Below are 18,094 nucleotides of genomic sequence, written 5' to 3'. Positions count from 1 at the left end.
GCGTCCCTCATACGGAGATATCGATGATCAAGCGTCTTTCATTCCTGTTCCTCGGCCTGGCCCTGGCCACCGCCTGCTCCGCCGGCGGCAACGGCAACGGCGCACCGGCCGCCGAGCCGGCCGCAACCACGGCAGCCGCCCCGGCGAGCAAGCTCACCGAGGGCCAGGAGTACATCGCCACCAGCGCACCTGGGCGCTATGCCCCCAAGGACAAGGTGGAAGTCGTGGAGGTGTTCTCGTACGGCTGCATCCATTGCGCCCACTACGAGCCGTATGTCGAGAAGCTGCAGAAGGAACTGCCGAAGGGCGTGACTTTCCACGCCGTGCCGGCTGCCTTCAATGATGCGTGGCTGCCGTACGCCCAGGCGTATTACGCGGCGAAGAAGCTCAATGTCTCGCCGGAAGCCCACGCCGCGCTGTTCAAGGCGATCCACACCGACCACTACCCGCTGGCGACCGTCGAGGAACTCGGTGACTGGTATCACCAGCACTACGCGGTCGATGCAGCGAAGTTCGTTGCCGTGGCCAAGAGCCCCGAGGTGCGTGACCAGATCCTTGCCGATGTGAAGCTTTTCCAGGGCTGGGGCATCGATGGCACGCCGACCATCGTGGTGAACGGCAAGTACCGCAGCAACCGCATCACCGACTTCGACCAGCTCAACGACGTGGCTAAGTTCCTGGTCAATCGCGAGCTCAACGGCGGCAAGTAAGCGCCCCTGGCGGATGCCCCCCGTTCACGCGGCGGGGGGCATCCTCTGGCCCAGTGGCCGCATGAGCACCCCCCATCCCCATGAACCGCGCCCCCAACGCAACGCCCGATTCCGCGCGCACCTTACGCCTCCTGAGCTGCAACATCCTCGCCGGCGCCAGCGTGCAGCGGTACAGCGATTACTTCACCCGCAGCGTCAACGCCGTGCTGCCGGGCCCCTCGAAACTCGCGAACCTCGATTCGCTGGCCGAGTTGCTGCATGAGTTCGATGTGGTCGGCCTGCAGGAAGCCGATGCCGGTAGCCTGCGCTCAGGGTTTCTCAACCAGACCCGGTATATCGCCGAAGCCGCCGGCATGCCGTACTGGAGCCACCAGCCGAACCGGCCCATGGTTCGCGTGGCGCATTCCGCGAATGGCCTGCTCAGCCGTATCGAGCCGAGCGAAGTCATCGATTACCCGCTGCCGGGCCGGATCAAGGGCCGGGGCGCGCTGTTCGTGCGTTTTGGCCACGGCACGGAAGGCCTCGTGGTCGTGATCGCCCACCTCTCGCTCGGCGCCGCCGCAAGGCTGGGCCAACTCGCCTTCATCGCCGAGCTATTGGCACCGTACCCGCATGCGGTGCTCATGGGCGATCTCAACACCGAGCCGTCCAGCCCGGAGATGCGCATGCTGTTCGACAAGACCGCGCTGCAACCACCCAAGATCCTCACGCCCACCTTCCCCAGCTGGAAGCCGCGTCGCGCGCTCGACCATATCCTGACCTCGACCGACATCCAGCTCGATCGCACGTGGACATTGCCCCGCGCGTTCTCCGATCATCTGCCGCTCGCCGCCGAGATCCGCCTGCCGCTCAGCCTGGCCGCCGCGGCCGGCGCGACGCAATCGAGGTAATACGCACCATGAAATCCAGCCTCCGCGCCGCCCTGCCCTGGGCTGTCATCGTCCTCGCCGCGCTAGGCGCCGCCTTGCTGCGCTACCAGTTCATCGAGCCTTCGTCTATGCAGCATGCCTGCGAAGGTGACAGCCGCCTATGGTGGTGCGGCACCCGCGACCTGGTGGTGCAGGGCTTCCTGTCGTATGGCTATGGCTACGCGGCGATCATCGCCGCGCTGCTGGCGGTCGCGTGGCGCAGCGTGGGCATCGCCACGCTGGCTGCGTGCATCGGTGTACTGGCATTGCAGCTGTACTGCTATGAAGGCGGTGCGCTCGCGCTGCTGATCGGCGTGCTACGCCTGGTGCGGATCCAATCGGATCGCCAGCAGGTAGCACTGGCCGCCGCGTGAATCGCGCGCAAGCGCGCTCCTACAACCGCGCCGCTTAGTAGCCCGCTTTTGTAGGAGCGTGCTTGCACGCGATCCAGGAAGCCTAGACGCGCGATGCCCGCCGCCACGCGCTCAACACCGGCAACGCCAGCGCGAACCCCAGCAGCATCCAGCCCCACGACACGGCGTTCGCACCTAGCTCCTGCACCACCACCGCCACGCCCAACGCGGCGATGAGAATGGCGAGAAGGCGCTCTTCAACCAACGGCATGAGCACATCCTCACGCGTGCGCAGCAGCGCGAGCGCAAGAAAGCCCACGCACGGCAAAGCGAACAGGCCGATCGGGAAATCGCGGTAACGGCCGTTGAACACCATGAGGATCGCGTACAGCGCAAGAACGAACATCCAGAAGAAGCGCTGGGGTGTGAACACATCCGAATAGGCGATACCGAGTCGCCGGCGCTCCAGCGCCCGCGGCGCGATCGCCGCCGGGTTCACCGGCGAGGCGAGGCGCGAGGCCACCGCACGCCCCAGCGACAACGCGGTAAACAGCGCGACAGCCCCCATCAAGATGCCGGTCGTCCATTCCAGCGTATTCCGGCATGAAAACAGCAGCAGGCGTGCATGCGCGGCGAGCGCAGTGCCTGCGGCGAAGCCCGCCAGTGCCAGCGCCAGCCAGCCCTGCACACCGTGCCAGCGGCGGCGCACTGCGCCGACGACCAGGAACAACAGCGCGCTCACGCCACCAGCAGCGAGAGCCCAGGTCCAGCGGGGCTCTTCCACGACCGGGCCCATCATCGGGAATTTGGGCTGTGCATCTACATCGAAGATGCCCCAGTACCCCCCCACGGTGCCTTCAAGGTCGCGCTTCCACGGCTGATCAAACGCTTCGATCACGTTGTAGGGCATATCCACCGTGGCCGCGTAATTGAGGAACTCGCGGATGTAACGCGCTTCATTCACCAGGCTCGCACTCGCGTCGCGGCGCGTGCGACCCTGGCTGGGCCAACCGGTTTCACCGATCATGATCTGCTTGCCAGGGAACTGCCGCTTCATGTGCTGGTACACATCCGCCACATGCCGCACCGCTTTCTCCGGTGCCACCGGCTCGTCTTCCCAGTACGGAAGGATGTGGATGGTGAGGTAATCGGTCACTTTCGCCAGGTCCGGGTGCTTTTCCCAGAACTCCCAGACATCCGCGTAGGTCACCGGGACATCGGTCGCGGCGTTGACCTGCGCGATATAAGTGGCAAGCGCTTTCTCCGAAAGTTCTCCACGGAGAATCACTTCGTTACCCACGATGATCCCGCGCAGGCTGTCGTGGTCGCGCTTCGCCGCCGCGATACCCAGCTCGACTTCGCGCGCGTTCGCCACCGGGTCGCGACCCAGCCAGATGCCCATCAGCACCTTCATGCCGTAGCGCCCGGCGATGTCGGGGACTGCGCCCAGTCCCTGGCTCATCGAGTACGTGCGCACACAATCGAACCGCTGCGACAACGCCTTCAGGTCCGCCTCGATGCGCTCGGGAGGGATCACCGCGTGCGGATCGAACGGCGTCTCGCCTTTCAGGCGGAACGGTGCATAGGACACGCAGGCGATCTTCGCCGTAGGCGAATCCGGCAAGGCGACGGGGCGACCAAGCAGGTACCAGTAGCCGGCGCCAAATATCGCTGAAGCGATAAGGACGATCCATGCAAGCGGGCGCGCGAATCGCGCAAGGGCGGTTTGGGGCGGCATGCCGTTCCAGGAGGGGCGCGGGAAATCCCGGCAAGCTTAGCTGCCGGGGAGCCGCCGTGCGATGGCCGGCGCATTCTGCCGTTCATCCAGCTTGCGCACCGCGTTCCCTTACAATGGAACGGACGTTTTCGTGAAGGAATCCCGATGGTCCCTGTGATTCGCCGGCTGGCCGGCCTCGCCATCGCCGCCTGCACCCTGGGCGCCAGCCTGGCGGCCCAGGCCGAAGGCACCGATGCCCAGCGCACGCAATTCAGGCAGGCCTATGCCACCGCCTCGCAGCAGGGCGGCGATGCCTGGCGCGCCGAAGCCAAAGGACTCGAGACGTACTCGATCTACCCGTACATCGAGCAAGCCGCGCTCGAACACGACCTGCGCACGCTGGATAGCGTGCGCGTACAGGATTACCTGCGCCGTTACCCCGGCATGATCCCGGCCGCCGACCTGCGCCGGGATTTCCTCGGCGAGCTGGCGCGGCGCAAGGACTGGGCTTCGTTCACCGCCATGTACCAGCCGGGACTGGGCGATTCGCTGGCCTGCTTCAACCTGCAGGCTAAGCTCTCGCGTGGCGAAGCGTTGGTGTACGACACCGACCTGGCCGATCTGTGGCGCAAAGCGAGCCTGCCAAACAGCTGCGACCCGGTCATCACCGCGGCGCACGACCAGGGCCTGCTTACGAATGAGCGGCTTTGGTCGCGTATCGATATCGCGGCGGATGCCGGCAAGGGCGGCACGGTCGCGTCGCTGGCGCCGTGGCTTGCGGGCGATGACGTGGCCGCGGGCCAGCACCTCGCCCAAGCGCTGAATGATCCGGCCACCGCGGTGCGCGATGCGGCCACGTGGCCGGACACCCCGCGCCATCGCCAGGCGGTGACGCTCGCCTTGCAGCGCCTGGCTCGCAAACAGTCGAGTGCCGCGGATACCGCATGGTCGCAGCTCGGCTCGCGTTTCGCGCTTTCCGAGCAGCAGCGCGGTGCCATCGCCAACGCGATCGCCTTGTTCCACGCCACCGATTTCGACGAATCGGCCCTGGAACGCCTTGCCGCCCTCCCCCCGGGTGCACAGACCGATGCCACTCGCGAATGGCGGGTCCGCGTCGCGCTGGCCCGGCAGGACTGGGCCGCGGCGCTGGCGGCGCTGGATGCCCTTGGCACGACCCAGAAAGACGATGGCGAGTGGCGTTATTTCCGCGCCGTGGTGCTCGCCCACCTGGGGCGACAGGCCGATGCCGCCGCGCTGTTCCGCTCCGTATCGCAGGAGGCTACGTACTTCGGCTTCCTCGCCGCCGACAAGATCAACAGTGGCTATGCGATCTGCCCGGCGAGCATGGCCACGGACACATCGCGTGAAGCCGCCCTGCTCGCCGAGCCGGCCCTCGATCGCGCGTTCGAGCTCTATGCCGTGGGCCTGCAGAAGATTGCGCGCCGCGAATGGACGGCCGCGCTGGCCGGCCGCGATGCCGAGACCCAACGCCTTGCCGCCGACCTCGCGTTCCGCAAGGGTTGGTACGACCGCGCCGTGTTCGCCCTGTCGTCGGGTGATGCCCTGCGCCTGTACGAGCAACGCTTCCCGCTGGCGCGCCAGGATGGCGTAGTGGAACAGGCCTCGCAGGCCGGTATCGAAGCCCCCTGGGCTTACGCGATCATCCGCGCGGAGAGTGCCTGGATGACCGACGCGCGCTCGGGCGCCGACGCCCGCGGGCTGATGCAGCTGCTACCGGGTACCGCGTCGAACGTGGCGAAAAAGAACGGCCTGGGCTGGTCCGGCGGCGAGAGTCTGTATGAGCCGACAACCAATATCATCCTCGGCACGCGCTACCTCTCGGAGATGGCGCAGCGCTTCAACGGCGCGCCGTGGCTTGCCAGCGCGGCGTATAACGCCGGCCCGTACAAGGTGGACCAGTGGGTCGATGCACGCGGCACGCTCGATCCTGAACTGTTCGTGGTCAGCATTCCCTACAAGGAAACCCGCGAATACGTGGCGCGCGTCATGGCCTTCGCGGTCATTTACGACTGGCGCCTCAACGGCAATGCGTTGCCGATCAGCACGCGCATGACGCGGATCGGCTCACCTTACTCACTGCCGGCGTCTGGCGCGATGCGCAAGCCGGTGACGTGTCCCGCGCCTGCGGTGGCGAAGCCCGCGCCACCGTCTGCACCGGCCGTGCTTGAACCCGCCCCCGCCGCGGCCTCGTCGGCACCGGCTGCCGATGAACCGAAGGACTCGCAACGCTAACCCTCACCCGGAGGCCTGCATGAACGCCCAGCGCATCGTGATCCTAGGCGGTACCGGCTTCGTCGGCAGCGCGCTGGTACCGCGGCTGTCGGCGGAGGGCCATGCGCTGCTCCTGCTTTCGCGCAACTGGCAGGCCCAGCGGCACGCGACCGTCGGCCGCAACGTCACCGTGGCAACGGCGGACGTCCATGACCCGGCCGTCCTGCGCAAACATTTCGCAGGCGCAGACACAGTGATCAACCTGGTGGGCATTCTCAACGAGAGGGGCCGCAACACGTTTGACCGCGTACACGTGCAGCTGACCCGCGCTGTCATCGACGCGTGCCATGCCGTGGGCGTGCACCGCCTGCATCAGATGAGTTCGTTGAAGGCGGGCCAGGGGGAATCGAATTACCTGCGGACGCGCGGCGAGGCGGAAGCGCTGGTGAAGGGCTCGACGCTCGACTGGACGATCTACGAGCCCAGCACGCTGTTTGGACCCGGTGATGGCCTGGTCAGCCGTTTCGATGCCCTGCTCCGGGTGGCTCCCGCCATGCCATTGCCCCGGCCCGACGCAAAGATCACGCCGGTCTATGTCGGCGACGTGGTCGAAGCCATCACGCGCTGCGTGGCGCATCCATCGATCTCGCTGTCACAGATCTTCGAACTGTACGGTCCTGAGGTGTGGACACTGGTGGACCTCGTCCGCGCGATCGGCGACACCCGTGGGCGGCGCCGATGGGTCCTGGCCATGCCGGATGCGCTGGGGCGGCTACAGGCCGCGCTGGCCCAGTACGCGCCGGGCAAGCCATTCACCCCGGATAACTTCCTTACCCTGCGCACGGATTCGGTCGGCACGGTTGACGGCCTCGCACGGCTCGGTATCGTGCCCCAATCACTCTCGGCATGGCTTCCACGCCTGCTGGGTCCCTCCGTGCGCCAGCGCCGCCTCGATGAGGCGCGCAGCCGCCGGCGCCCCTGATTCATCGAGCACAAGGCACCCATGGAGATCTACCTCGTCGGCGGCGCTGTCCGTGACCAGTTACTCGGCCGTCCCGTCGTCGACCGCGACTGGATGGTGGTCGGCGCCACGCCCAAGGACATGCTGGCGGCAGGATACCGCGCCGTCGGCAAGGACTTCCCGGTCTTCCTCCATGGCGATAGCAAGGAGGAGTACGCGCTGGCGCGCACCGAACGAAAGACCGGGCGCGGCTACCACGGGTTCGCCTTCCACACGGAGCCTACGGTGACCGTGGAACAGGACCTGGAGCGTCGCGACCTCACGATCAACGCCATCGCCCAGCATGACGATGGCCGCCTCGTGGACCCCTACGGCGGCGTGGCCGATATCGAAGCGCGCTTGCTCCGGCATGTCTCCACCGCGTTCGCGGAAGATCCCGTGCGCGTCCTGCGTGTGGCACGCTTCGCGGCGCGCTATGCGCCCCTGGGTTTCCGCGTCGCCGACGAAACCATGGCGTTGATGCGGCGCATGGTTGAAGACGGCGAGGTCAATCATCTCGTGCCCGAACGCGTATGGGCGGAGACCCGCAAGGCGCTGGCCGAACCGATGCCTGAGGTGTTCGTGCGCGTACTGCGCGAATGCGGCGCGCTACGCGTCCTGTTTCCCGAGGTCGATGCGCTGTACGGCGTACCGCAGCGACCGGAGTTCCACCCTGAGGTCGACACCGGCATCCATATCGAGATGGTGCTTCACGCAGCCGCGACACTCGCGCCGGGCGATGCGCTGGTGGGCTATTGCGCGTTGACCCACGACCTGGGCAAGGCCCTCACGCCGACGGATGTGCTGCCTCGGCACATCATGCATGAGCAGCGTGGCATCGGTCCGGTGCAGGCGATGTCCGCACGACTGAAGGTGCCGGTCGACTATGCCTTCATGGCGGAGATGGTCTGCAAACACCATCTCAGCGCACACCAGGCGTTCGAGCTGAAGGCCACCACGGTGCTACGCTTACTCGAATCGCTCGGGGCGTTGCGCCGGCCCGAGCGGCTGGAAACGTTCCTGCTCGCGTGCATGGCCGACAAACGTGGGCGCCTGCATCATGAAGAGGATGCATACCCACAGGCCGACTACCTGCGCGCCTGCCGCGCCGCCGCGGCAGCCATCACCGCAAAGCCATTCGTCGACCAGGGCCTGGAAGGCCCCGCGATCGGCGAGGCCATGAAAAAAGCCCAGGCCCAGGCGATCACCCAGGTACCGAAACCCCTGTAGGAGCGCGCTCGCGCGCGATGGGTCTTGCGGCATACTCCATCGCGCGCAAGCGCGCTCCTACAGGCGGGCGCCTTGATCTGCGGCCATCACGCCTTCGGGCAGCGCTGTCGCGTCGATATCCTTCGCGAACATCATCACCTGGAAGCGCTCGCCCATCTGGTCGGGCAGCGTGAGCTTCTTCACTTCCTGCGAGAGGCGGTAACGCACGGCCTCGTCGGTGAGCGCGAGGTAGTCTTCCTCGAAGAACTCCTGCAGGCCCGCGGCGATCAGGAACTGCGCCTGCGGCATGTATGCCGCCACGCCGAACCCCGCGCTATTCCCCGCTTCTGCCAACGCGGTGAAATCCACCGACGCGGTGAGGTCCTGCAATCCCGGAAGGAAGAATGCGTCGCCATGCGCGCGGTGGCGGTAGAACGCACGTAACGTACCGTCGGTACGCTCCGGCCTATAGAACTCACTACGCACGTAGCCGTAGTCGGCGAAGATCATCGCACCCTTGCGCAGCGTGCCTGCCACCGCCTGGATCCAGTACGGCAGCTGCGGGAGTACCTCGGTGCGGTAGCCCGCCTCGAACTCCCGGCCCAGGTCGCGCTCGAGGTGACGCACGGCGCCATTCACCAGTACATCGGCCGGGCGGTCGGTGCGCATGAAGCGGCCTTCGCCATCCAGCACGACGTATTCCTCGTATACCTCGCCATCGCGCGTGGTGAAGCGCGTGGTTGGCAGCGCATCGATCACTTCGTTGGCGAACAACACGCCATCCCACGGATCTTCAAGCGGCGCGTCCAGCCACACGGCACGCGTCGCCAGCTCGGGCGGCAGGTTCGCGTGCAGGCGCGTGCGCTGGCGATCGCGCAGGTCGGCGCTTGGCTCAAGGATCATGTAGCGGCGCGGCAGCTTGCCGGCGATATCGAGGGCCCGCAGGGCGGCTTCGGCGAACGCGCCGCTGCCACCCCCGATCTCAAGGAAATCCGCGTCGGGGCCGAGTGAAGCGAGCACGGGTTCGAAGGCGCGCACGACGCAACGCGCGAACAGCGTGCCGAGCTCGGGTGCCGTGACGAAGTCACCTTCCGCACCGAACTTGGCTTTGCCGGCGCTGTAGTAGCCGAGACCCGGCGTATACAGACAGCGCTCCATGAACCGCGAGAAGGGCATGGGGCCCTGCGCGGCGATCTCTTCACGCAGGAGACCGGTGAGATGTTCGGAGTGGGCGCGCTCGTCGGCGCCAGGTTCGGGGAGGCGATCGTTCATGGGCCTAGGATACCAGCCCTCAAAACCCCTCGTAGGAGCGCGCTTGCGCGCGATGGAGCTTGCGGCAAGCTCCCATCGCGCGCAAGCGCGCTCCTACAGCAGCGGGTCGTTAGAAATCCTGCTGGAGGGACAGGAAGACGCCTCGGCGCGGGCCGAACTGTGGTGCGCCGACGCCGATACCCGAGCCGTCGCGGATCTCGTAGGTACGATCCAGCGCATTGATGAGGGCCAACTGCGCATGGGTCGTACCGACCGGGGTCAGGTGAAGATCTTGCGAGACGCTGAGGTTGAGCTGGAAGTACGCCGGCAGGTGGTCGCCGTTCGGGACGATGCCGTCACTACGCAGGCCCGAACCGAACAGGTAGTTCGCTCCGACACGCGTGCCTTCGTCGAACGCGTAGCTCACGCCACCCGACGACGTGTTCTTCTGGTCGTGATCAAGGTGGATGAAATGGTCGTAGATGTACGCCAGGTCATTCGGATCGAAGTTGTACTGGCTGGTGATCACGCGCTTGCCGACCGCACGGTTGTACGCGAAGTTGAAGTACGCCGTGAGCGCGCCACCGTCGTAGTTCACGGTCAGCTCGTCGCCCTTGATCTTGCCCTGGTCGTAATTGAACGTGGAATAGACCACGGCCGCGCCGAACTGCCCTTCATCCTGCAGGCGCTGCACGTTGCGGCGATAGCTATCGAGGCCCACGGTCCAGGCATCGCCGAACTTCTGCGAGATGCCCACATCGTAGTAGCTCGAACGCTCGGCCAGCGGCAGGTCATTGCCGTTATCGGCCAGCTCGTTCGTGGTCCCCACGAACTTCGCGATCGAGGTCGGCGTGATCGACTCGGTCGCCGGCGGGGTGAAGTAACGCGAATAGCCCGCGTGGATCGTGGTGCTGTCGGTCGGCTGGTAGACCACGCCGAGGCGCGGGCTCAGCTGGCTCTCGGGCTTGAACGCGTTGAACTTGTCGGCACGCACGCCGTAGTTCACCGTCCACTGCGAACCGATGCTCCACTCATCCTGCAGGTAAGCCGCATAGGTGCGGGCGAGGATCCGGCTCGTATCCTGGATATTGAACGGCGTGGTCGATGCCTGGTTGCCATCGGCATCGGTGGGGAAGACCAGCGAATTGTTCGTCGCATTGGCGCGCTCGAACGAGCCGTACAGGCCATAACGCAACGTATGGTTATCACCCAGCGGGGTGGAGAAATCGGCCTGCAGCGTATCGGCGCGGTTGGACCGGCGCACATCCGAAGCGACGCCGTTGAACATCAGGTCACCGATGTCGTCCGGGGTGAAGTCGAGACCGCTGTAACGTTGGCCAGCCGAAACCTGGTAGGCGGTATCACCGAGTTTGCCCTGCAGACTCAACACGCCGAAACGGGTCTTTTCCTGCTGGCGCTCGTTGAGCTGCGCGGAATCGAAGTTGGTGACATCAAGGTAACCGAACTGCGGGTCCTGCCCCGGGTTATTCGGGATCTCGAAGCGGTTATTCGTGGCGCCGAACATGAAGCTCAGGCGCGTGTCGTCGTTGATCAGGTACGACACATCACCGAAGGTCTTCACCTGGTTGGTGTGGTCATGGATCGCCTTGCGACTCGAGGTTGGGTTCTCGATGCCAACATCGTTCTCAAGGTAATTGGCCGTCAGGAAGAAGCTCCATTTGCCTTCGCGGCCGAACAGCGTGGCGTTCGGGTTCAGCGTACCGAACTGACCACCGGTCACGCCGACGCTGCCGCCGACGCCATCCTGCTTCTGGCTGCGCGTGGTGATATCCACCACCGCCGCGGTGCGGTCACCGTACTGCGCCGGCAACGCGCCGGTGAGCAGCTTCACGTTCTCGATCATGCGCGCATCAAGCGTCTGGCCGAAGCCACCGATGCTCTCCGGAATCACCACACCGTTCACGCGGTACTGCAGGTTCGCGTGGTCGCCGCGCACGTGCAGCTGGCCGTAGCTGTCCTGGACCACGCCCGGCGCCTGCAGGATGACCTGGTTCAGCGGCGTGGAGTCACCCAGCGGAAGCGCCTGGATCGTCTGGCGGTCCATCACGTACTGGCTGCTGCCTGTATCCGGCGAGAGGCTGTTGCGCGCCTCATCGAGCCTGGCGGTGACATCCACCTCGCCGAGGTTCGTAGCTTTTTGCGGAGTAACTGCGTCGTCTGCGAAAACGTGGGTGGCCGAAAGGGCCAGGGCAATGGCAAGGGCTAGGCGAACAGGCTTCATGGGGGACGTGGCCAGCAATGTTATAATGTTTCATTAGTCTCAAGGCCGTACCTTTCACCGGGCTTTCAGCCAGGGCGGACGGCTCTTTGTAGGAGCGCGCTTACGCGCGATGGGGAATCGCGGCCAGCGTTATCGCGCGCAAGCGCGCTCCTACACACGGGGGAGGCGCTTGCGGTGCCTTCACGATCCACCCTTCACCCTTCTCCCACCTTCCATCGGAGACGACCATGGCGAAACGCGACCCCGCCTCTACCTCGAAAGAGATCGTGCCGAGCTCGGGGATCGACCGGGGTGAGAGCCCGGTGGCCAAGGCCATCCTCGAGTTCGTCAGCCGTATCCCCGATAGCGAAGTGCCCAAAGCCAGCAAGGGCGGTGCCGACGAGGAATGCCGCAGGCTGGCCAGCGCAGCCGCGAACAAGGCCGCCCTCACCGCCGGGTCGCTCGCCCTGCCCCCCGGGCCGCTGGGCTGGCTCACCGTGCTTCCGGAACTGGTCGCCATCTGGCGTATCCAGGGCCAGCTGGTCAGCGACATCGCCGCCGCCTACGGGAAGACGCCGAAGCTCGGTCGCGAGCAGATGCTCTGGTGCCTGTTCCGGCACACCGCTGCTCAGGCCTTCCGTGACATCGCCATCCGCGTCGGCGATCGCCTGGTCTTCCGCACCACGGCCACCAGCGTCCTCCAGCGTCTCGCCGGTCGCATCGGCGTCAGCGTCACCAAGCGCGCCGTGGGCAAGGGCATCTCCCGCTGGCTGCCCGTGGTCGGCGCGCTCGGCGTCGGCGCCTACGCTTACTACGACACCGGCCAGGTCGCGAAGACCGCCATCGACCTGTTCAGCGGCGAAGTCCACATCGACGACGACGATGACACCCCCGAAAAGCCCACGAGAAAATCAAAGTCGGTCGATGCAACCACCACGGCCGACAAGCCCGCGACGCCTCTTGTAGGGGCGCGCCTTGCGCGCGATCCGCCGCCCAGGGCGGCGGCCAACAAAGCGGGGAAGAAGTCACCTCCCCGTAAGCAAGCAACGGCGAAGAAAACCGCCCCACGAAAAGCAGCCGCCTCCAAGGTCGCCGCAAAAAAGGCCACGAAGAAAGCCACCGCCCGCCGCCCCGCCGCCAGAAAAGCCACCCACAAATCCCCCTCCGCGACGTGACGCGCGCCTCGCTTTCCGGCAAGCTGCCCGCGCACTGCCAAGGGAGCCAGCCATGAACCAGTCACCGGTCGTCCTCGTCACGGGCGGCGCGCGCCGCGTCGGTGCCGTCATCTGCCGACGTTTGCATGCGGCGGGGTGCAGCATCGCGTTGCACTACCGGAGTTCTGCCGACGAAGCCGAGGCATTGGCTGGTGAACTGAATGCGATACGCGCTGAAAGCGTTGCGCTGTTCTCGGGCGCACTGGATAACCCGGAAACGCCCGATCACCTCATTGGTGATGTGCTCACCGTCTTCGGTCGTTTGAATGGATTAGTGAATAACGCCTCGGCGTTCTATCCCACGCCGATTGGGCAGACCACGCAGGCGCAGTGGGATGATCTGTTCGCGGCCAATGCGCGCGCGCCGTTCTTTCTCTCACAGGCTGCCGCGCCTGCCTTGCGCGAAGGCAAAGGCGCCATCGTCAACATTGTGGATATCTACGCTGAGCGGCCGCTCGCGGGGCACACTGTTTACGTGATGGCGAAGGCGGCGCTCGCGATGCTTACCCAATCGCTGGCCAAAGAGCTTGCGCCAGAGGTACGAGTGAATGCGGTAGCGCCTGGAGCGATTCTCTGGCCGGAATCAGGGAAGCCTGAGGAAGCTGCCGAGGCCCTGATCGCGAAAACGCCGCTTGCGCGCAAAGGCGAGCCTGATGATGTCGCGGAAGCCGTGCGGTGGTTGATGCTGGATGCGCACTACACGACGGGGCAGGTGATTCGTGTGGATGGCGGGCGGGCGTTGACTATCTGAGCGGCGTCCACGGCGAGGCGACCTGACCGCGCCCTCGGCGCAGATCGCGTGCAAGCACGCTCCTACAGGGTGGCTTCGCAGGCTGGCGCTTCCCGGCTGTTGTAGGAGCGTGCTTGCACGCGATACACGCTACGACGATCCCACAACGTAAAAAGGCCCGGCATCGCTGCCGGGCCTTTTCATTACTTCTTCTGGCGGAACGCGGTTTCGAGCAACGCGCGATCGAAGCCGTCGCCCGGATCGCCGTGTTCGGCGTAGCGGTAGAGCGCGGCGGCGTAGACGCCATGCATGGCGTTCTGGAACAGGCTCAACGCGACGACGGCAATGACCGCGACGACGCCAACGGCAACCATCAACGCGATGGAACCCGTAGCGGCCGCGCCGACGAACAGCAGGATGCTGACCAACATGACGCAGAAGGTGAGGATGCCGCCGGCAAGGCCAATACCGGCGTTGCCGATGATGTTCTCACCCCAGGTGCGCTTCACCAGCGAGGCGCTGTCCTTCAGCGCTTCCACCGGCCCGACGTTCTGTGCCGCGAGTACGGGCACGACGAGGAAGGTGGCGACGCTCCAGCCCACGCCCAGCAGGCCAGCGACGATCCGACCGACGAAGCCGGCACGCTCCTGGATGGCACGCAGGATCATGCCCACCGTGGCCGAGATGAGCGCATAGCCGATGATGGACGGGAGCTTGCTCCATGCCGAACGCAGGCCATCGTTGAGCGTCGGGTTGCCGCCATCGAGGCGGATGAAGGCCGCCGAAGCCAATGCGGTGTTGAAGAAGATCACCACGCCGTACTGCACGAAGTAGAAGAGGAACGATACGGCGAGGAACACCGGCGATACGTGGCGGCTGCCCTCTTCGAGACCCGTGCGGTGGCCCTGGTACAGGGAAATGACCGGCCACGCGAATGAGGCGATGACCACGAGCGATGCGAGACCCGCGAGCAGCGGGAACAGCATCAGCTCCTTGTCCTGGCGGAGGATGTTGGCGCTGGATTTCATCAGCGCCCAACTGCGTGCGAACTTGCCCATGTCCCCTGTAACCCCTTGGTTTGCGATTGTGGCGGTGTTTTAGCACTCCGCCCGGGGCGGGCGCCACCTTAAACCGTTCCGTTCGAGGTAACGGACCACTCCTGTAGGAGCGCGCTTGCGCGCGATGGAACCTGCCGCGAGCACCCATCGCGCCCAAGCGCGCTCCTACAAGGGCATGGGTTCTAGGGCCAGGGGTTCTTTCTCGGCGGGGAAGGCGGCCCAGAGGTCGGCCATGGTCTGGCCGGTGACCGGGTGGCGTAGATCAGGGGCGATATCGGCCAGGGGTTTGAGGACAAAGGCGTGGCGGAGTTCGCCGCGGGGGAGCTTGAGGTTCCCTGCCCCGCTCATGACCAGGTCGTCGTACAGCACGATATCCACATCGAGCGTACGACTCGCATAGCGATCACCCCCGCGCACGCGCCCATGGCGATCTTCCAGGGCGTGCAGCCAGTCGTTCAGTGCCTCCGGCCCGAGGTCGCTGTCGACCGCTACGGCCAGGTTGAAGAAATCGGGGCCATCGAAGCCGACGGCGGCGCTACGGTAGACCGGCGAGACATCGAGCGGGCCGAAGCGCGCCCGTAACTCGGCCACGCACGCGGCGAGCCAGCGCGGCGCGTCGATATTCGAACCCAGGCTCAGGTAAGCGCGACCCATTCAATCCTCCAGCGCGGGAATATCGCGCAACGCGCCAATCGCTTCGCGCACATCCCCGCCCGACGGCTGCTGGAACGGACGCAGCCCGAACTCCGGCAGGATAGCGATGAGATGGTCGAAAATGTCGGCCTGGATTCGTTCGTACTCCAGCCAGACAACGGTGTTCGTGAAGCAGTACACCTCGAGTGGTATACCTTGCGAGCCGGGGTCGCGCATGCGCACCATACGGGTCATCTTGTCGTGCACGTCCGGGTGCGCCTTGATATAGGCATCGGCGTAAGCACGAAAGGCACCGATATTGGTCTGGCGACGACGGTTAGCAGGCAGCTTGCCAGGTTCACCCAGTGCATCGTTCCAACGCCGGATATCTTCGCGCTTCTGCTTCAGGTAAGCCGCGAGGAGGTGGATCTTCGCGAAGCGTTCGAGCTCGCCTTCTTCAAGGAAACGCACACCCGCCGCATCGACGAAGAGCTCCCGCTTGATCCGGCGGCCGCCCGAATCGGACATGCCACGCCAGTTCTGGAACGATTCGGAGATCAGCCGCCAGGTCGGCACGGTGACGATGGTGCGATCGAAGTTGCGCACCTTCACCGTGTGCAGGGTGATATCGATGACATCGCCATCCACGCCTGCCGAGGTCATCGTAATCCAGTCGCCGACGCGCAGCATGTCGTTGGTGCTCAGCTGGATACCGGCGACGAAGCCGAGAATCGTGTCCTTGAACACCAGCAGCAGCACGGCGGACATGGCGCCGATGCCCGAGAGCAGCAGCGCGACGTTCTGGTGGGTGAGACGGGTGATGACGACCACCACGGCTACGATCCACAACACCAGTTGCAACAGCTGCACCACACCTTTGATCGAACGCTTGCCCGCAGGCGTCGCGCTATACAAGGACTCGAAAGCGATCAGTGCGCGGCCGATCGCCGCGATGACGCACACGATCATCCAGCACACGGCGACGTCGCGAATGAAGCCGGCCCAGCCTTCGTCGTCCTTTACGTCCAGGAATAACGCGATGCCGTAGTACACGACGATGGCCGGCAGCATGCGCGCCAGCCAGCGGAAGGCGCCGAACTCGTACAGCGCATCATCCCAGCGCCACGCGGTGTGCCGGGTGGCGACGCGCACCACACGATGCAGGAACACGCGACCAAGCAGGCCGATCAGCCAGGCCACGACGAAGAGCCCGGCGATCGCACCGACACGCTTCATCTCAATGATGTTGAACATCTCATCCATGCAGGCTTACCGCTCCAGGCAGATCATTCCGGCCGGGTGCCGCGCTCAATGCGCACACCCACGGCACGGGCGCCGCGGACGGCACCTGGCTTGGAGAGTTTAAGGCGCACCCACGACACACCGAATTCCTCACGCACGATTTCGGCGCAGCGCTCGGCCAGGGTCTCGACCAGGCCGAAGCTGGAGGATTCCACATAAGCCTGCAGGCGCTTCGAGATCGACTTGTAATTCAGGGTGTCGTTGATGTCGTCGGTCGCCGCCGGGCGGCGGTTATCGAACGCCATCTCCAGGTCGAACGACAAGGTCTGCCGGATCCGGCGTTCCCAGTCGTAGATGCCGATGACCGCGTCGATGCGCAGGTCCTCGATGAAGACGATGTCCATGGGGCCCGAAAAGTGAAGAAGGGCCCTAAAGGGTACCCGATGCCCGCATACCTGTTGTAGGAGCGTGCTTGCACGCGATGGGTGCTCGCGAACACGTGAATCGCGCGCAAGCGCGCTCCTACACAAAATGCACTAAGCCGCAGGTGGCAGCGTCTCGAGGCTCCAGCGCGGGTGCACCGCGATGGTTTCGTCCTGGTGCTGGCCAGCGGCGAGGCGGATGGCGCCGGCGAGGGCGATCATCGCGCCGTTGTCGGTGCAGAACTGCAGGCGGGGGAAGTAGACGCGGAAACCATCGGCGGCACCGGACTCGGCCAGTTGGGTACGCAGGCGCTTGTTGGCGCCCACGCCACCGGCAATCACGAGACGTTTCGCCCCGGTGGCCTGCAGCGCGCGGCGACACTTGATCGCCAGGGTGTCGACAATGGCCTCCTCGAACCCGCGGGCGATATCGGCCCGTGTCTGGTCCGACTTATCGGAGGCCTGCCAGGCCAGCAGCACCTGGGTCTTCAGGCCGGAAAAGCTGAAATCCAGCCCGGGTCTGTCGACCATCGGGCGCGAGAAACGGAATTTGCCCGGCTCGCCCTGCTCGGCCAGCTTTGCCAGCGCCGGGCCGCCGGGATACGGCAGGCCCATCATCTTGGCGGTCTTGTCGAAGGCCTCGCCCGCGGCGTCATCCAGGGTATCGCCCAGGATCCGGTATTCGCCGATGGCCTTCACCTCGACCAGCATGGAGTGGCCGCCCGAGACCAACAGGGCCACGAACGGCGGCTCCGGCGGGTCGTCCTCTAACAGCGGCGCCAGCAGGTGACCTTCCATATGGTGGACTCCGATCGCCGGCACGCCGAGGGCCCAGGCCATGGCGCGGGCCGCCGAGGCCCCCACCAACAGGGCCCCGACCAGGCCAGGGCCGGCCGTGTAGGCCACGCCGCCGAGGTCGGCCGGGGTGAGGCCGGCATCCTTCAGGGCTTGGCGCACAAGGGGCAGTAGCTTGCGGACGTGGTCGCGGCTGGCCAGTTCAGGCACCACGCCGCCGTATTCGGCGTGCAGGGCGATCTGGCTGAAAAGGGCATGGGAGAGCAGCCCGCGGCCCGGGTTCTCCGGGTCCCAGCGCAGCAGGGCCACGCCGGTTTCATCGCAGGAGGTCTCGACACCTAACACAGGCTTTGAAATTTGCATTTCGATCACGTTATAATCCACGGCTCACCCGGGTAG

At 65.5% G+C, this 18,094-nt stretch carries 16 protein-coding genes; 8 read left to right on the top strand and 8 right to left on the bottom strand.

Going from position 1 to position 18,094, the window contains the following annotated elements:
- Positions 1 to 23: 23 nt before the first annotated feature.
- From VGN46_RS19580 to VGN46_RS19570, 3 genes are all read left to right on the top strand, one after another.
- Positions 24 to 710, top strand: coding sequence for a thiol:disulfide interchange protein DsbA/DsbL (locus VGN46_RS19580; RefSeq protein ID WP_331646365.1), 687 nt, complete (start codon positions 24 to 26; stop codon positions 708 to 710).
- Positions 711 to 790: 80 nt separating this feature from the next.
- Positions 791 to 1,600 (top strand): endonuclease/exonuclease/phosphatase family protein, encoded by an 810-nt coding sequence (locus VGN46_RS19575; protein ID WP_331646364.1) that lies wholly within the window; start codon positions 791 to 793, stop codon positions 1,598 to 1,600.
- A gap of 8 nt (positions 1,601 to 1,608) precedes the next feature.
- Positions 1,609 to 1,992: a hypothetical protein gene (locus VGN46_RS19570; protein ID WP_331646362.1), complete on the top strand. Its 384-nt coding sequence runs from the start codon at positions 1,609 to 1,611 to the stop codon at positions 1,990 to 1,992.
- 82 nt (positions 1,993 to 2,074) lie between these two features.
- On the opposite strand, the gene VGN46_RS19565 is transcribed toward VGN46_RS19570, so the two are convergent.
- Positions 2,075 to 3,709, bottom strand: a complete 1,635-nt coding sequence (locus tag VGN46_RS19565; RefSeq protein WP_331646360.1) for a glycosyl hydrolase family 17 protein — start codon at positions 3,707 to 3,709, stop codon at positions 2,075 to 2,077.
- A 144-nt stretch (positions 3,710 to 3,853) separates the two neighbouring features.
- On the opposite strand from VGN46_RS19565, the gene VGN46_RS19560 reads away from it, so the two are divergent.
- The 3 genes from VGN46_RS19560 to VGN46_RS19550 are packed head-to-tail and all read left to right on the top strand — an operon-like array spanning position 3,854 to position 8,150.
- Complete coding sequence (locus VGN46_RS19560; protein WP_331646358.1) at positions 3,854 to 5,941, top strand: transglycosylase SLT domain-containing protein; 2,088 nt, start codon at positions 3,854 to 3,856, stop codon at positions 5,939 to 5,941.
- A gap of 19 nt (positions 5,942 to 5,960) precedes the next feature.
- Positions 5,961 to 6,902, top strand: a complete 942-nt coding sequence (locus VGN46_RS19555) for a complex I NDUFA9 subunit family protein (protein ID WP_331646356.1) — start codon at positions 5,961 to 5,963, stop codon at positions 6,900 to 6,902.
- A gap of 21 nt (positions 6,903 to 6,923) precedes the next feature.
- Positions 6,924 to 8,150 (top strand): multifunctional CCA addition/repair protein, encoded by a 1,227-nt coding sequence (locus VGN46_RS19550; RefSeq protein ID WP_331646354.1) that lies wholly within the window; start codon positions 6,924 to 6,926, stop codon positions 8,148 to 8,150.
- 57 nt (positions 8,151 to 8,207) lie between these two features.
- Here the strand turns inward: VGN46_RS19550 and VGN46_RS19545 are convergent, their stop codons facing one another.
- Together VGN46_RS19545 and VGN46_RS19540 are read right to left on the bottom strand one after the other, a co-directional pair.
- Positions 8,208 to 9,401, bottom strand: coding sequence for a class I SAM-dependent methyltransferase (locus VGN46_RS19545; protein ID WP_331646352.1), 1,194 nt, complete (start codon positions 9,399 to 9,401; stop codon positions 8,208 to 8,210).
- Positions 9,402 to 9,510: 109 nt separating this feature from the next.
- Positions 9,511 to 11,622, bottom strand: a complete 2,112-nt coding sequence (locus VGN46_RS19540; protein ID WP_331646350.1) for a TonB-dependent receptor — start codon at positions 11,620 to 11,622, stop codon at positions 9,511 to 9,513.
- 227 nt (positions 11,623 to 11,849) lie between these two features.
- Between VGN46_RS19540 and VGN46_RS19535 the strand changes: the two genes are divergently transcribed.
- Together VGN46_RS19535 and VGN46_RS19530 are read left to right on the top strand one after the other, a co-directional pair.
- The gene (locus tag VGN46_RS19535; RefSeq protein WP_331646348.1) at positions 11,850 to 12,776 is read left to right on the top strand and encodes a hypothetical protein; all 927 of its coding nucleotides are present in this window, start codon (positions 11,850 to 11,852) and stop codon (positions 12,774 to 12,776) included.
- Positions 12,777 to 12,828: 52 nt separating this feature from the next.
- Positions 12,829 to 13,566 carry a pteridine reductase gene (locus VGN46_RS19530; protein WP_331646346.1) on the top strand — a complete coding sequence of 246 codons (738 nt, stop codon included), beginning with the start codon at positions 12,829 to 12,831 and terminating at the stop codon, positions 13,564 to 13,566.
- Between the two features lie 182 nt (positions 13,567 to 13,748).
- Here VGN46_RS19530 and VGN46_RS19525 read toward each other — a convergent pair whose 3' ends face one another.
- From VGN46_RS19525 to tsaD, 5 genes are all read right to left on the bottom strand, one after another.
- The gene (locus VGN46_RS19525) at positions 13,749 to 14,603 is read right to left on the bottom strand and encodes a DUF6159 family protein (protein ID WP_331646344.1); all 855 of its coding nucleotides are present in this window, start codon (positions 14,601 to 14,603) and stop codon (positions 13,749 to 13,751) included.
- A 165-nt stretch (positions 14,604 to 14,768) separates the two neighbouring features.
- On the bottom strand, positions 14,769 to 15,257 hold the full coding sequence (gene folK / locus VGN46_RS19520) for a 2-amino-4-hydroxy-6-hydroxymethyldihydropteridine diphosphokinase (protein WP_331646342.1): 489 nt from the start codon (positions 15,255 to 15,257) through the stop codon (positions 14,769 to 14,771).
- Positions 15,258 to 16,499 (bottom strand): mechanosensitive ion channel family protein, encoded by a 1,242-nt coding sequence (locus VGN46_RS19515; protein ID WP_331646340.1) that lies wholly within the window; start codon positions 16,497 to 16,499, stop codon positions 15,258 to 15,260.
- A gap of 23 nt (positions 16,500 to 16,522) precedes the next feature.
- Positions 16,523 to 16,882, bottom strand: coding sequence for a dihydroneopterin aldolase (gene folB / locus VGN46_RS19510; RefSeq protein ID WP_247330013.1), 360 nt, complete (start codon positions 16,880 to 16,882; stop codon positions 16,523 to 16,525).
- Between the two features lie 132 nt (positions 16,883 to 17,014).
- Positions 17,015 to 18,058, bottom strand: a complete 1,044-nt coding sequence (gene tsaD / locus VGN46_RS19505) for a tRNA (adenosine(37)-N6)-threonylcarbamoyltransferase complex transferase subunit TsaD (protein WP_331646336.1) — start codon at positions 18,056 to 18,058, stop codon at positions 17,015 to 17,017.
- Between the last annotated feature and the right edge of the window lie 36 nt (positions 18,059 to 18,094).

Origin of the sequence: Luteibacter sp., from assembly GCF_036500425.1 — a bacterium.
Lineage (GTDB): Bacteria > Pseudomonadota > Gammaproteobacteria > Xanthomonadales > Rhodanobacteraceae > Luteibacter.
The sequence above is the reverse complement of the archived record's forward strand: the minus strand, read 5'-3'. Positions and strand labels throughout refer to the sequence as shown.

Excerpts from the sequence above, each read along its gene's own strand:
- VGN46_RS19580 (WP_331646365.1), top strand. The coding sequence starts at position 24 with ATGATCAAGCGTCTTTCATTCCTGTTCCTCGGCCTGGCCCTGGCCACC.
- VGN46_RS19575 (WP_331646364.1), top strand. The coding sequence starts at position 791 with ATGAACCGCGCCCCCAACGCAACGCCCGATTCCGCGCGCACCTTACGC.
- VGN46_RS19570 (WP_331646362.1), top strand. The coding sequence starts at position 1,609 with ATGAAATCCAGCCTCCGCGCCGCCCTGCCCTGGGCTGTCATCGTCCTC.
- VGN46_RS19565 (WP_331646360.1), bottom strand. The coding sequence starts at position 3,709 with ATGCCGCCCCAAACCGCCCTTGCGCGATTCGCGCGCCCGCTTGCATGG.
- VGN46_RS19560 (WP_331646358.1), top strand. The coding sequence starts at position 3,854 with ATGGTCCCTGTGATTCGCCGGCTGGCCGGCCTCGCCATCGCCGCCTGC.
- VGN46_RS19555 (WP_331646356.1), top strand. The coding sequence starts at position 5,961 with ATGAACGCCCAGCGCATCGTGATCCTAGGCGGTACCGGCTTCGTCGGC.
- VGN46_RS19550 (WP_331646354.1), top strand. The coding sequence starts at position 6,924 with ATGGAGATCTACCTCGTCGGCGGCGCTGTCCGTGACCAGTTACTCGGC.
- VGN46_RS19545 (WP_331646352.1), bottom strand. The coding sequence starts at position 9,401 with ATGAACGATCGCCTCCCCGAACCTGGCGCCGACGAGCGCGCCCACTCC.
- VGN46_RS19540 (WP_331646350.1), bottom strand. The coding sequence starts at position 11,622 with ATGAAGCCTGTTCGCCTAGCCCTTGCCATTGCCCTGGCCCTTTCGGCC.
- VGN46_RS19535 (WP_331646348.1), top strand. The coding sequence starts at position 11,850 with ATGGCGAAACGCGACCCCGCCTCTACCTCGAAAGAGATCGTGCCGAGC.
- VGN46_RS19530 (WP_331646346.1), top strand. The coding sequence starts at position 12,829 with ATGAACCAGTCACCGGTCGTCCTCGTCACGGGCGGCGCGCGCCGCGTC.
- VGN46_RS19525 (WP_331646344.1), bottom strand. The coding sequence starts at position 14,603 with ATGGGCAAGTTCGCACGCAGTTGGGCGCTGATGAAATCCAGCGCCAAC.
- folK (WP_331646342.1), bottom strand. The coding sequence starts at position 15,257 with ATGGGTCGCGCTTACCTGAGCCTGGGTTCGAATATCGACGCGCCGCGC.
- VGN46_RS19515 (WP_331646340.1), bottom strand. The coding sequence starts at position 16,499 with ATGGATGAGATGTTCAACATCATTGAGATGAAGCGTGTCGGTGCGATC.
- folB (WP_247330013.1), bottom strand. The coding sequence starts at position 16,882 with ATGGACATCGTCTTCATCGAGGACCTGCGCATCGACGCGGTCATCGGC.
- tsaD (WP_331646336.1), bottom strand. The coding sequence starts at position 18,058 with ATGCAAATTTCAAAGCCTGTGTTAGGTGTCGAGACCTCCTGCGATGAA.